This window comes from Terasakiella sediminum (assembly GCF_033100395.1).
In the GTDB taxonomy this organism is placed as follows: domain Bacteria; phylum Pseudomonadota; class Alphaproteobacteria; order Rhodospirillales; family Terasakiellaceae; genus Terasakiella.
Genome location: NZ_JAWLVJ010000004.1, coordinates 181,358 through 194,824 on the forward strand (window position 1 = coordinate 181,358; position 13,467 = coordinate 194,824).

General features: G+C 49.1%; 11 protein-coding genes. 10 read left to right on the forward strand and 1 reads right to left on the reverse strand.

The genetic code is table 11. The features are described from left to right. Positions 1-48: 48 nt before the first annotated feature. Positions 49-1,887: an adenylate/guanylate cyclase domain-containing protein gene (locus RYZ26_RS04600; protein ID WP_317681980.1), complete on the reverse strand. Its 1,839-nt coding sequence runs from the start codon at positions 1,885-1,887 to the stop codon at positions 49-51. A 118-nt stretch (positions 1,888-2,005) separates the two neighbouring features. On the opposite strand from RYZ26_RS04600, the gene dnaE reads away from it, so the two are divergent. The 10 genes from dnaE (at position 2,006) to rseP (ending at position 13,458) form a co-directional block, all read left to right on the forward strand. Next, positions 2,006-5,515 (forward strand): DNA polymerase III subunit alpha, encoded by a 3,510-nt coding sequence (gene dnaE / locus RYZ26_RS04605; protein WP_317681981.1) that lies wholly within the window; start codon positions 2,006-2,008, stop codon positions 5,513-5,515. 1 nt (position 5,516) lies between these two features. Next, entirely contained in the window at positions 5,517-6,095 is a 579-nt protein-coding gene (locus RYZ26_RS04610) for a hypothetical protein (protein WP_317681982.1), read from the forward strand. Between the two features lie 161 nt (positions 6,096-6,256). Then, positions 6,257-7,063: a 30S ribosomal protein S2 gene (rpsB, locus tag RYZ26_RS04615; RefSeq protein ID WP_317681983.1), complete on the forward strand. Its 807-nt coding sequence runs from the start codon at positions 6,257-6,259 to the stop codon at positions 7,061-7,063. A gap of 103 nt (positions 7,064-7,166) precedes the next feature. Next, a complete protein-coding gene (gene tsf, locus RYZ26_RS04620) occupies positions 7,167-8,090 on the forward strand; it encodes a translation elongation factor Ts (RefSeq protein WP_317681984.1) in 924 nt (307 codons plus the stop codon). Between the two features lie 165 nt (positions 8,091-8,255). Further along, on the forward strand, positions 8,256-8,975 hold the full coding sequence (gene pyrH, locus RYZ26_RS04625; RefSeq protein WP_317681985.1) for a UMP kinase: 720 nt from the start codon (positions 8,256-8,258) through the stop codon (positions 8,973-8,975). A 63-nt stretch (positions 8,976-9,038) separates the two neighbouring features. Further along, complete coding sequence (gene frr / locus RYZ26_RS04630; protein ID WP_411576850.1) at positions 9,039-9,560, forward strand: ribosome recycling factor; 522 nt, start codon at positions 9,039-9,041, stop codon at positions 9,558-9,560. 5 nt (positions 9,561-9,565) lie between these two features. Further along, the gene (locus tag RYZ26_RS04635) at positions 9,566-10,300 is read left to right on the forward strand and encodes an isoprenyl transferase (protein WP_317681987.1); all 735 of its coding nucleotides are present in this window, start codon (positions 9,566-9,568) and stop codon (positions 10,298-10,300) included. Next, positions 10,293-11,105: a phosphatidate cytidylyltransferase gene (locus RYZ26_RS04640; protein WP_317681988.1), complete on the forward strand. Its 813-nt coding sequence runs from the start codon at positions 10,293-10,295 to the stop codon at positions 11,103-11,105. The genes RYZ26_RS04635 and RYZ26_RS04640 overlap by 8 nt, the downstream gene beginning before the upstream one ends. Further along, on the forward strand, positions 11,096-12,289 hold the full coding sequence (locus RYZ26_RS04645; RefSeq protein ID WP_317681989.1) for a 1-deoxy-D-xylulose-5-phosphate reductoisomerase: 1,194 nt from the start codon (positions 11,096-11,098) through the stop codon (positions 12,287-12,289). Before RYZ26_RS04640 ends, RYZ26_RS04645 begins: the two co-directional genes overlap by 10 nt. A gap of 41 nt (positions 12,290-12,330) precedes the next feature. Beyond that, the gene (rseP, locus tag RYZ26_RS04650; RefSeq protein ID WP_317681990.1) at positions 12,331-13,458 is read left to right on the forward strand and encodes an RIP metalloprotease RseP; all 1,128 of its coding nucleotides are present in this window, start codon (positions 12,331-12,333) and stop codon (positions 13,456-13,458) included. The last annotated feature ends 9 nt before the right edge of the window (positions 13,459-13,467 follow it).

Genomic DNA, 13,467 nt, shown 5'->3' on the forward strand with positions numbered 1-13,467 from the left:
GTATTCTTAATTACACAGTGTCATACTGTATGTTAGCACTTAGCACAATTACTCATTTATTACAAATAGATGTACATGTGCGCTGCGACCACGGACTTCGGTTGATCCAATACTCTTCAACTCCACATGTTTAATTAGTTTTGCCGTATCTTCGGAGATCAAAATACAGGTACCAAACTTCTTATTCAGACTTTCAATGCGTGCAGCCAAATTCACCGCATCGCCATGAACCGTGTAGTTCAAACGACCCTTGGCCCCGACAGCCCCGGCAACCACGGTACCAGTATTCAAACCAATCCGGCTTTTAAGCGACACCCCATCAAATTCCTGATGACAGAGCAGTTCTTTAATCTCCATCGCCGCGTTCAGGGCGTTCTGGGCGTGGTTTTCATCCTCAATCGGCACATTGAAAGTCGCCAGCACCGCATCGCCCTGAAACTGCGTGACAACCCCGCCATGACGTTCCAGAACGTCCACAACAGTACTGAAATAGGAATTCAGGATACCGACAATCCGTTCCGGCCCGACTTTTTCCGTCAGCTGGGTAAAACCTTCGATATCAGAAAACAGAATGGTGGCCTCGGTCTGAATCGGTTTCAGTTCACCATTTTCATGCATCAGGGACGCCGCGATAGATTCCGGGACATAACGACCAAAGACTTCGCGGATCAAATCACGTTCGCGCAAGCCCTCGATCATATCATTAAAGGCAAGGGCTGCCTGATCCAGTTCTTTCAGACGGCTGCGTGGCAATTGCTGGATTGGGTTGGTGACACCTTTACGGATCATACGTGCCGTATCGGCCAGACGCACTATGGGTCGCGCGATCTTTCTGCCGACCTTGATGGATAGAACCACCGAAATAAACAGCACCACAATCCCGGCACCTGCCATTTCAAACAGCTGCATGACCACCGTGCGGTCAGATTTTTCTGCATTAATGTAAACGCCCGTAATCCAAGGCTTTTTACCAAAGCGCAAAAGATCACGGGTTGCCACAATATGCATATCGTCATCAATACGTGCACCTTTTACGACCACATCATTGATGGGCGTAATCAAGCGGGCAGGGGCCACATCTGAACTACGCAGTCGGATCAGCTTGGGGTCATGGAACTCCTTTAGTTTCGGCAGCGGAACTTCCCCTTTACCTTCTACCCAATCTGTTTTATCGCTTTGTTCCGGCGTAATCGTACTGCCAGTCGTCAACAATGGGTGGGCAAGAATATGATCTTCACCATAAAGGATAAAAGGGGTGAGGAACTGATCTGTCGATGCCGCCAAAATGGTCTTGGACAGTTCTGCAACAGTCACCGCGATAAACAGGACACCTTTTAATTCCCCATCCTGATAAAGCGGCGTGCGAATATCCACCAGGGTCTGCCCCAGATCATCAAAGAAAAATAATTCCCCCCAATGGCTGGTGGTATGTTGTGCCATAACTTTGAAAAGACGGGCGTTATCTTCTGCTGTTGTTGTTTCCTGATCTACAACCCATCTGTTCTCAGATCGCAGAACATAGCGCGTAATACCGTCTGGGTACTGGATGCCTGCGCCGGTCACATTCGGTGTCGCGCCCAAAATACCACGCAGGAAAGTCTCCACTTTGCCAAAATCATCGACCCGCAGATCATTTGATTTGACCTGATCGCTAATCCAGAGGGCCTGATTCTCGACAGGAAGAAGCAGATTTTCCACTTCCTTCTGCATTTTATCCAAAGCCGTTTCAATCAGCATATGATGGTAGTCTTTTGTCAGCTTAGTGGTTGCGTTCAATCCGAGATACAAAACCACCGCGACAGCCAGGAGAATCAGCCCGCCAAATCCAACAAATAAAACATTTTGGATCGGCTGACGGGTAAAAGTTATTTTTCTCCATAAATTCATAGAGTTAGGCTAACACATACAGAAAAGATCGTTAAAACAAACTGCTTCCAAGAAACTGAAAACACGATTAGGATGAGAGTCTGCACATAAAGTTCGCCTCTTAACAAGAAAATCTGAAATGTCTCACGCTGATTTCGTTCATCTTCGTCTTCATACTGCCTATTCCCTGTCCGAAGGCGCTATCCGTATCAAGGAACTACCCAAATGGGTAAGTTCGGAACGTATGCCAGCCATCGCCATGACCGATACCAACAATATGTTTGGCGGTCTGGAATTTTCACAAACCATGTCGAAAGAGGGCATCCAGCCCATCATCGGCTGTCAGATTTCGATCAAGGCACAAGAAAGCGGCGATGCGAACAAGGGGATGAAAAGCAAACAGGTTGGCCTGCCGGAACCGGATCAGATCGTCCTACTTGCCCAAAATGATACGGGCTATCGCAACCTGATGAAACTGGTCAGCCGTGCTTTTCTGAATTCCGAAGAAGGGGCTGATCCCCAAATCCCGCTAGATGATGTGCTGGATTATAACGAAGGTTTGATCCTGCTGACAGGCGGTCACAAGGGTCCCATCGGTCATTTACTTCTGGATGGCGAAAAAGAAAAGGCTGAATCACTTTTATCTCGTATTAACAGCGCATTAAAAGGCAGAGTGTATGTTGAACTTCAACGCCACAACATGCCAGAGCAGGATCAAATCGAAGGTGATTTCATTGATCTCGCCTATAAACTGGACATTCCGCTGGTGGCCACAAACGAAGCCTTCTTCCCGACCAAGGATATGTATCAGGCGCACGACGCCCTGATCTGTATTGCCGCTGGATCTTACGTCGATCAAACGGATCGGCGCAAGCTGACAGACGAACATTATCTGAAATCTGCAGAAGAAATGCGCGAACTGTTTAAGGATATCCCTGAAGCCTGTGACAACACACTGGTCATCGCCAAACGCTGCGCCATCAAGGTCGAAAATATTGATCCCATTCTGCCCCCCTTTGACTGCGGGGAAGGACGAAATGAGGAAGACGAACTTCGCAAAATGTCGGAAGACGGCCTCAAACGGCGCCTTGAAACCGATGAATTTAAAGAGGGTATGACCGCAGAAGAACGTGATGCCATCGCAAAACCTTACTGGGAACGTCTGGATTACGAACTGGGCATCATCAATCAGATGGGGTTCCCCGGTTACTTCCTGATCGTTGCGGACTTTATCCAGTGGGGCAAGGAACATGATATCCCGGTTGGCCCGGGTCGTGGTTCCGGTGCGGGCTCCCTTGTCGCTTATGCCCTGACCATTACCGACCTTGATCCACTGAAATACGCGCTGCTGTTCGAACGTTTCTTGAACCCGGAACGTGTATCCATGCCTGACTTCGATATTGATTTCTGTCAGGACCGCCGCGAAGAGGTAATCAAATACGTGCAGGATAAATACGGTTACGATCACGTGGCCCAAATCATTACGTTTGGTAAGCTGCAGGCCCGTGCGGTTCTGCGCGACACAGGCCGAGTTCTGCAGATGCCCTTCGGTCAGGTGGATCGGATTTGTAAATACGTTCCAAACGATCCGGGCAAGGCCATGACAGTTTCTGAAGCTCTGGAAGCTATCCCGGAATTCAAGCGTGAAGTTGAAGATGACGAAACCGTCAAGCGCATGGTGGGCATCGCAAAACAGCTGGAAGGTCTGTTTCGTCACGCCTCCACACACGCGGCAGGTGTTGTGATTGGCGACAGACCGTTGGATAAGCTGGTCCCACTGTACCGAGACCCGAAATCCGACATGCCTGTGACCCAGTTCAACATGAAATTCGTTGAACAGGCTGGCCTTGTTAAGTTCGACTTTTTGGGCCTTAAGACGCTTACGGTAATTTCAACAGCGCTTAAATTCATCAATGCGAACCGAGAGACACCGCTGGATATCTCTCAAATCCCGCTGGATGACAAACCCACATACGAAATGCTGGGCCGTGGCGAAGGGGGCGGGGTCTTCCAGCTGGAATCCGAGGGGATGCGTGGTGTTCTGCGCTCCATGAAACCAAACAGACTTGAAGACTTGATCGCGGTTGTGGCCCTTTATCGTCCGGGCCCAATGGATAACATTCCCAGCTACATTAAGCGGAAACACGGTCAGGAAGAACCGGATTACTTGTACCCAACGATTGAGCCCATCCTGAAAGAAACCTACGGGATTATGATCTATCAGGAACAGGTTATGCAGATCGCGCAGGTCATGGCGGGCTATAGCCTGGGTGGTGCGGATTTGCTGCGTCGTGCGATGGGTAAAAAAATCGCTGAGGAGATGGAAAAGCAACGAAAAATGTTCGTTGAAGGATCCGTTGAGCGCGGTGTTCCGGAAAAGAAAGCCGACGAAATTTTCGACATCATGGCGAAGTTTGCCTCATACGGTTTCAACAAATCCCACGCGGCTGCCTATGCTTACGTTGCTTATCAAACAGCTTATCTAAAAGCCAACTATCCTGCCGAATTTATGGCAGGCATCATGTCGCTTGATTTGAACAACACGGATAAGCTCAACATGTTCAGGCAGGAACTGGACAAGATGAAAATCCCGTTGCTGCAACCGGACATCAACAAATCCAACGTTATTTTCAGCGTTGAAGAAATCCCACACCCGAACGAGGAAGTTGGCGGCACCATCAAGGCTGTGCGCTATGCTCTATCCGCAGTCAGAAACGTAGGCGATGCAGCCATGGCATCTTTGGTCGCTGAACGTGAAGCAAACGGTCCCTTTAAAGACCCGTTTGAATTTGCCAACCGGGTTGACAGCAAAAGCGTCAACAAGCGTATTTTGGAAAACCTGGTGCGTGGTGGTGCCTTTGACAGCATCAATTCCAACCGTCGCCAGGTCTTCGATGGCATTGAAACCCTGATCAAACATTCCAACCTGGCCGCAGAAGAAAGAAATTCCGATCAGATGGGCATGTTTGGCTCTGATGACACAGCCGTTAAAAAAGCCGCACAACTGCCCAACGTGCCCGATTGGCCGCTGATGGATCGCCTGCGCGAAGAGGCTTCTGCCATTGGTTTTTACCTGTCTGCGCACCCCTTGGATGCTTATAAAACCACGCTTAAACGCCTGAAAGTCAAATCCCATAACGAGATTTTGCACGCAGGCATGTCCGGACCGGTCAATCTGGCTGGGACCGTGATCAGTAAGCGGGAAATGATTTCCAAAAAGAACAACAACCGCTTTGCCTTTATTCAGCTTTCAGATGCCTCCGCCGCCTTTGAAGTCGCAGTCTGGGCGGAAGCCTATTCCGTTTCGCGCGATATGTGGGAAGTGGGAACATCTGTCTTTATCAAAGCCTCTGCACAGTTTGAAGAAGATAACGTCAGATATGCGGCCAGCCACGTTGACTTGCTTGATGTCAAGGCAGCACGTGCAACAGCCGGTTTAAAAATATATATTGAAGATCAAAGCGCCGTGTCTCTCATGAAAGAGTTGCTCGAACGAGAAGGCAAAGGAAGAGGCAGCGTAATGATCATGGCCCGAGTAGATGCGACAACGGAAGCCGAAGTCCACCTTGATGGTGGCTATCGTATCACGCCCGGGCTTTTACAAGCGGTGAAAGCCGTCCCGGGAATAGCTGACGTACAAGAAATTTAACATGACCCATTTTACATATCCGCGCTTCATTGATTTTGAAGCCAGTGGCCTGAGCGAAGACTCCTATCCCATCGAAGTTGCCTGGAATGGGGAAGGGGGATCAGTTGAATCCTATCTGATCAAGGTACAGGATATCGAAGAATGGACCCATTGGGACCCCCATGCTGAAACCGATGCGCACCAGATTTCACTGGAAAGCCTTGATGCCCTTGGCGATCCGCCCGCCGTCGTCGCAAAACGCATGAACGAGGCCTTGAAAGGCGAAACCCTCTATTCAGATGCCATCCAGTTTGATCAGTTCTGGCTGAACCGCCTGTTTGAGGCTGTGAATATGGAACCAACGTTCACATTGGCCTCAGCCATTGAAGTCTTTGATCAAATTATTGCAAACGAACATAAAACCAACGGCACGTCCGAATTCGTTCAGCTCGAACGATTTGACATTGTCGTTGATACCTATGGCCTGCAAGCCTGGAAGAACATTGAATTACGGCCACATAGATCGAATCATGATGTGCTTCATCTCATGGAAACGTATCGGTTATTAAAAGAAGCGGGCGGTAAATTACAGAATGGTTGATTTAACCCTTGCATTTCAGCCCAAAAAGGCATATTAAGCGCGCCTTAACTTCACACGTAGGGATTTACGGGTGTATGGGGAGACATCCCATAAACTCGATCCGGTGTTCTTAAATGAACTCACACACCCTGCGGAGGATCAACCGGAAAAGGATTTATGAAATGGCACTGCCAACCTTTACTATGCGCCAGCTCCTGGAAGCTGGTGTCCACTTCGGACACAACACTCGTCGCTGGAACCCAAAAATGGATCAATTCCTCTTTGGTGTTCGCAATGGCATTCACATCATCGACCTGCAACAAACTGTTCCACTGCTGCACCAGGCAATGGTTCAAATCCGTGACAAAGTTGCTGGCGGCGGTCGTGTACTGTTCGTTGGTACAAAGCGTCAGGCTTCTGAAGTTGTAGCTGAAGCTGCTGGCAAATGTGGCCAGTACTACGTGAACCACCGTTGGCTCGGCGGCATGCTGACAAACTGGAAAACTGTTTCCGGTTCTATCAAGCGCCTAAAAACTCTCGAAGCGCAACTGGCTGGCGACATGGCTGGTCTGACGAAGAAAGAACAACTGAACCTGACACGTGAGTGCGAAAAACTTGAGCGCACACTCGGCGGGATCAAAGAAATGGGCGGCCTACCTGACGTCATGGTCGTTTTCGATACACAGAAAGAAGCTATCGCAATCAACGAAGCGAAAAACCTGGGCATTCCAGTCATCGCTATTCTCGATTCCAACAGCAGCCCACTGAACATTACACACCCAGTACCAGGCAACGATGACTCCATCCGCGCACTGAAACTGTACTGTGACCTGTTTGCTGGTTCCGTTCTTGACGGCATCCAAAGCCAGATGTCTGCAGCTGGTATCGATGTTGGTGCACAAGAAGAAGCACCTGCTGAAAACCTGCCAGAAGCTGAAGCTGCTGCTCCAGCGGCTGAAGAAGCACCGGCAGCTGCTGCCGAAGCTTAAGTATTTAGCGACAGTGGAGAATTGATTTCTCCACTGTCATTGCTTTGACATAAAAAACATGTAAAAGCGTTTAGGTTTATTTTCTAGAGAATATGAGGATCCTATGGCCCAGATTACTGCTGCGCTCGTAAAGGAACTGCGCGACACATCCGGCGCAGGCATGATGGACTGCAAAAAAGCATTGAGCGAAACTGATGGCGACATCCAAGCTGCACAAGACTGGCTGCGTCAAAAAGGTTTGGCAAAAGCTGCTAAGAAATCAGACCGTATTGCTGCTGAAGGTCTTGTAGCAGTTGCTTCAAACGGCACAACTGCTGCTGTCATCGAAGTTAACTCTGAAACTGACTTCGTTGCGAAAAACGACCAGTTCCAGGCTTTCGTTAAAAACGCTGCTTCTGTTGCCCTTGAAGTTGCTGACTTCGACGCCCTGAAAGCCGCTACTTACCCAGGTGGTGAAAAGTCTTGCGAAGACACACTGACAGAGCTGGTTGGCACAATCGGTGAGAACATGAACCTGCGTCGTATGGACAAACTGTCCGTATCCAATGGTGTTGTTGCTTCTTACATCCACAACGCTGCGGGTGAAGGCCTTGGTAAAATCGGTGTTCTGGTTGCTATGGAATCAGAAGGCGATGCAGACCAGCTGAACGCACTTGGCAAACAGATCGCTATGCACGTTGCTGCGACTAACCCACTGTCTCTGGACCGTGACTCTGTAAACCCAGAAGACGTTGAGCGTGAGCGCACTGTTCTGATCGAACAAGCTAAAGAAGCTGGCAAGCCTGAAGAAATCGCCATCAAGATGGTTGAAGGCCGTATGCGCAAGTTCTACGAAGAGAACTGCCTGCTGGAGCAAGCTTTCGTTATTGATCCTGACAACTCTGTTACTAAAGCCGTTGAAAATCTGGCTAAAGAACTGGGTTCTGACATCAAGGTTACTGGCTACGTTCGCGTTGAACTGGGTGCTGGTATCGAGAAAAAAGAAGAAGATTTTGCTGCAGAAGTTGCAGCAGCTGCAGGCGCATAAGCCACAGTCTGATCTTACTTTTTTGTAAAAATGAACGGCGATGTCGGTTAAATCCGCATCGCCGTTTGTTTTTTTGGCATTCCGGGTGAAACAGCCGTTGATTAATCCAAGCGGGCAGGGTATTTCTAGCACTCCATAAAAACATGGTGAGAGCGGCCCATACTCATGTCAGATACCCCTGTCTATAAGCGCGTCCTGTTGAAGCTTTCCGGTGAAGGCCTCATGGGGAAAAAGCAATTCGGTCTGGATACAGAATATGTCGACCAAATCGCAAGCGAAGTTAAAAAAGTCCACGATCTTGGCGGACAAGTTTGCCTGGTGATTGGTGGCGGTAATATTTTCCGTGGTATCTCAGATGCAGCAGCCGGAATTGATCGCACAAGTGCCGATCACATGGGCATGCTGGCAACAGTCATGAACGCACTTGCCATGCAAAGTGCACTGGAACGTCAAGGCGTTCAAACCCGCGTTCAATCTGCAATCCCGATGCAAAGCGTATGCGAACCATACATTCGCCGCCGTGCCATCCGTCATATGGAAAAAGGTCGCATCGTGATCTTTGCTGCTGGTACAGGTAACCCATTCTTCACAACCGACACAGCCGCCGCCCTGCGCGCGGTTGAAATGAGCTGTGATGCCATCCTGAAAGGGACACAGGTTGACGGCGTTTATTCCGCTGATCCGAAGAAAGATCCGGATGCAAAACGTTATGATACGCTGACCTATAAAGAAGTTCTCACCAACGATTTGAAAGTCATGGACGCCGCAGCCATTACACTGGCGCGCGAAAATGATCTGCCGATCGTTGTATTTTCCATGCATAAACCCGATTCATTTGCCAATGTCATTTCAGGGCAGGGGCTTTATACGGTAATTAAAGATTAATAGAGGGGAAGACACGTGTCTGACGTTAATTTCAATGCCATTAAAAAAGACCTCCACAGCAAAATGGATAAAGCTGTAGACGTTCTTCACAACGACTTCGCTGGCCTGCGTACAGGTCGTGCATCCACAAGCCTGCTCGACCCGGTTATGGTTGACGTCTACGGTGCAAAAATGCCGATTAACCAGGTTGGTACCGTTGGTGTGCCTGAACCCCGTATGCTGTCTGTTCAGGTTTGGGACAAAAGCAACGTCAAAATGGTTGAAAAAGCCATTCGCGACTCTGGTCTGGGGCTGAACCCGCAGGCTGACGGCACCTTGGTTCGTATTCCAATTCCACCACTGAACGAAGAACGTCGTAAAGAGCTGGTAAAAATCGCCAGCAAATATGCCGAAGACACACGTATTGCCATCCGCAACGTTCGTCGTCACGGCAATGACGAGTTGAAAAAACTGGAAAAAGACGGTTCTATCACTGAAGATCAGCACCGTGATTACGCCAAAGAGATTCAGGACGAAACCGATGCGGCCATCAAAAAAGTTGATGAGACTTTGGCCCATAAAGAAGAAGAAATTATGCAAGTCTAACTCGCATGAACCAGGTTTCAACAAACGATCAATCCCCGATATCGCCGCTGCATGTTGCCATCATTATGGATGGCAACGGCCGCTGGGCGAAAAAACGCTTTTTACCGCGCACAGCTGGTCATAAAAAAGGCGCTGATGCCGTGCGCCGTACGATTGAAGCGGCGGTGGAGCTTGGCGTTACACATTTGACTCTCTTCGGATTTTCCTCTGAAAACTGGAAACGCCCGCAAGCAGAAGTCAATGACTTGATGGGATTGCTTCGCTTTTATCTGAAAAATGAAGTCAAACGTCTTCATCAGGAAAGTGTCCGCATTCGCTTTATCGGTGATCGTGACAAATTATCCGACGACATCGTTGCGGATATCATTGCCTGTGAAAAGCTGACAGCTGACAACACCAAACTTCACCTGACCATTGCGCTGAGCTACGGTGGCCGCGCAGAGATCGTTGAAGCAACGCGAAAAATTGCCAAGAAAATCAAAGAAGGCTCTATCGATCCGGCTGAAATCAATGAAGATTTGATGACCAAATCGCTCTTCACCGATGGTTTGCCTGATCCAGATCTTTTGATCCGTACCAGTGGCGAACAACGCGTCAGTAATTTCCTTCTGTGGCAATTGGCTTATACAGAATTCGTCTTCATGGATGTCCTGTGGCCGGATTTCGGCAAAGAACATCTGACACAAGCCCTGCAGGAACTTTCCAACCGCGACAGAAGATATGGAATGATCAGTGTCTAGTTCAAAAACTAACGGGCTGGTGCTCCGTTTCATTTCAGCGCTTATTATCGCAGGTCCGGCAATTGCCGCCATCTACTATGGCGCGCCTTATTACAACATCATGATCTCTTTACTGGGTGTTTTGATGGCTTGGGAATGGTCAAAGCTCTGCCTTGGCGACTTCAAGTTACCCGGCATTCTTTTGGCTGCCTTTGCAGGTTTTATTCCCGCACTACAATTCTTTGATCTCGCCCTGCTTGAAGCCTTACTGATTGCACCTGTTATTTTCGCTCTACTTTTTGCTCTTTCCCTTAGTTCAAAAGGAAGACTCTGGTTTGCAATCGGTGCCATTTACCTGGCCATCCCGATCTGTGCCTTTATTTTCCTTCGATCTGCCGAAGAGATCGGCGTCGGTGTTGTCTTCTGGATCGCCTTTATGGTGGCAGCCACAGACACAGGCGGATATGCCTTTGGCCTGACAATTGGTGGCCCAAAGCTCGCCCCGCGTATCAGCCCCAAGAAAACATGGGCCGGATTGCTTGGCGGGATGCTTGGCGCGTTTGTTACAGGGTTTATTTTTTCGCAGATTTTCGACTGGTCAAGCCCCTGGGCGGTTTCGATCCTCAGCGCTGGGTTGGCTGTGATCGCACAGATGGGTGATCTCTTTGAATCTCACGTCAAACGCCGCTTTGATGTAAAAGATTCCAGCCAGATTATCCCTGGTCACGGTGGCGTTCTTGACCGTTTAGATGGTATGCTGGCCGCAGCCGCTGCGATGGCAGGGCTAATTCTGGTGACAGATGGACAAATCCTGACATGGTTCTAAGTGCGCAGCCCATAACTGAGACACAACCAAAATCTATTAGTATTCTGGGCTCCACAGGGTCTATCGGTACCAGTACAGTTGACCTGCTGCTGAGAGAACCCGAAAAGTTCAATGTCACCGCCTTAAGTGGCAATTCCAATGTCGAATTGCTAGCTGAACAAGCCAAGAAACTTAACGCGCAATTTGCCTGTGTCGCAAATCCAGACAATTATGCTGCCTTGAAAGAGGCGCTCGCGGGAACAAACATTGAGGTCGGGGCAGGGGAACAGGCTGTCCTTCAGGCTGCGCAAATGGATGCAGACTGGGTCATGGCATCTATCGTCGGATCTGCAGGCCTTGCCCCCACACTGGAAGCCGTTAAACGCGGTGCGACCGTTGGGTTGGCCAACAAAGAAAGCCTGGTTTGCGCTGGCGAATTGATGATGGACTATGTCAGTCATCATGGCGCAACACTATTGCCCGTAGATTCAGAACATAACGCCATTTTTCAGGTTCTGGATTTTGATCGCCCCGAAGGCATCGACAAAATCACCCTGACTGCTTCCGGCGGTCCGTTTCGGACCTTTTCTCTGGATGAGATGCAGAATGTAACGCCGAAACAGGCCGTTGCTCATCCGAACTGGAGCATGGGGGCGAAAATCTCCATCGATTCAGCCAGTATGATGAATAAGGGCTTGGAACTGATTGAGGCCTATCACCTCTTTCCCGTAGGCGAAGATCAAATCGACGTTTTGGTGCATCCGCAATCGGTCATTCATTCCATGGTTTCTTATATTGACGGATCTGTTCTTGCGCAACTGGGGTCTCCTGATATGCGCACACCGATCGCCTATGCACTGGCCTGGCCGGAACGTATGGCCGCACCGTCTCCAAAACTTGATTTAGCAAAAATTGCACAGCTGAACTTTGAAGCACCAGACCTTCAGCGTTTCCCGGCCCTGCGACTGGCACGTGAAGCCCTGCAACTTGGGAAATCAGCGCCGTGTGTTCTGAATGCTGCAAACGAAATCGCGGTAAGCGCTTTTCTGAATGAACGAATTGGTTTCCTTCATATCCCGGCAATTGTTGAAGAGGTTCTGTCGCTTTACCAGCATGAAAATATGAATTCGATTGATGACGTCATCGAAACAGACAAAAAAGCGCGTCAATTGACACTTCAATCCATTGAAAAAAAATTCCAATAGCCTTACCTTACGCACACCTCAAACTCTATCGGTTTTAATTTATGTACGATCTGCTTTTCGCAAACCCTATTGTTGCTTTTATCTTTGCACTTAGTGTTTTGGTTTTCTTCCACGAACTTGGCCATTATTGGGTGGCCCGTCGCAATGGCGTAAAAGTAGAAGTTTTCTCCATCGGCTTTGGCCCGGAACTGTTCGGCTGGAACGACAAGGCTGAAACGCGCTGGAAAGTGTGCCTAATGCCATTTGGTGGCTATGTTAAAATGTTTGGGGATGCGGATGCTGCAAGCGCTGGTGTAGACGAAGGCGAACGCCCGTTTACCGAAGGAGAAAAAGCTGTTTCTTTCTATTATAAATCCTTGCCTGCACGCGCAGCCATCGTGGCAGCCGGCCCAGTTGCAAACTTCATTCTGGCAGCCGTCTTGTTCGCCATCCTCTATATGGCGGTCGGCGTCCCTGAAAAATTCCATGCAGGTATCGGCGAAGTGGTTGCCGAAAGTGCCGCTGACCAAGCAGGCCTCATCAAAGGAGACCGCGTTTTAAGTCTGAACGGCCAGACAACCGATACGTTTGACGACCTGCGCACCATTGTTATGGCAAGCCCGGATAAAGAACTGGCAGCTATTGTTTTGCGTGAAGGTTCTGAAATAGCTCTGACGATTACGCCAAAAGCCAAGGTAGATGGTGATAAAACCATCGGCTTACTTGGTGTACGCCCTGACCCTGATCAGGCAGAATACAAAAAATACAATCCAGCTGTCGCCATGTGGAAAGGGGTCGAGAGAACCTATGACCTTTCCGCACAAATCCTTTCCCACTTAGGTAAGTTGATTACAGGCAACGGCAGTGTTCAGGACCTTGGGGGCCCTCTTCGTATCGCACAGGTATCAGGGGATGCAGCGAAATCAGGCTTTGATACGCTTATTTCTTTGATGGCGGTACTTTCTGTTAACCTTGGTCTGATAAACTTGTTTCCAATTCCGATGCTGGATGGTGGACATCTGGTATTCTATGCGGCAGAAGCCATTCGCGGTAAGCCTTTAAGTGAAAAGGTGCAAGAATATGGTTTCCGAGTTGGCCTAACTCTGGTATTGGGTTTAATGGTCTTTGCAACATGGAATGACCTTGTCCAGTTGAAGGTATTCGATTTTGTTATTCAGCTCTTCACCTGAGCATAAAAC

What these genes read in the sequence shown, in the direction of transcription:
- RYZ26_RS04600 (WP_317681980.1), bottom strand. Translation starts at nt 1,887, where the DNA reads ATGAATTTATGGAGAAAAATAACTTTTACCCGTCAGCCGATCCAAAAT.
- dnaE (WP_317681981.1), top strand. Translation starts at nt 2,006, where the DNA reads ATGTCTCACGCTGATTTCGTTCATCTTCGTCTTCATACTGCCTATTCC.
- RYZ26_RS04610 (WP_317681982.1), top strand. Translation starts at nt 5,517, where the DNA reads ATGACCCATTTTACATATCCGCGCTTCATTGATTTTGAAGCCAGTGGC.
- rpsB (WP_317681983.1), top strand. Translation starts at nt 6,257, where the DNA reads ATGGCACTGCCAACCTTTACTATGCGCCAGCTCCTGGAAGCTGGTGTC.
- tsf (WP_317681984.1), top strand. Translation starts at nt 7,167, where the DNA reads ATGGCCCAGATTACTGCTGCGCTCGTAAAGGAACTGCGCGACACATCC.
- pyrH (WP_317681985.1), top strand. Translation starts at nt 8,256, where the DNA reads ATGTCAGATACCCCTGTCTATAAGCGCGTCCTGTTGAAGCTTTCCGGT.
- frr (WP_411576850.1), top strand. Translation starts at nt 9,039, where the DNA reads ATGGATAAAGCTGTAGACGTTCTTCACAACGACTTCGCTGGCCTGCGT.
- RYZ26_RS04635 (WP_317681987.1), top strand. Translation starts at nt 9,566, where the DNA reads ATGAACCAGGTTTCAACAAACGATCAATCCCCGATATCGCCGCTGCAT.
- RYZ26_RS04645 (WP_317681989.1), top strand. Translation starts at nt 11,096, where the DNA reads ATGGTTCTAAGTGCGCAGCCCATAACTGAGACACAACCAAAATCTATT.
- rseP (WP_317681990.1), top strand. Translation starts at nt 12,331, where the DNA reads ATGTACGATCTGCTTTTCGCAAACCCTATTGTTGCTTTTATCTTTGCA.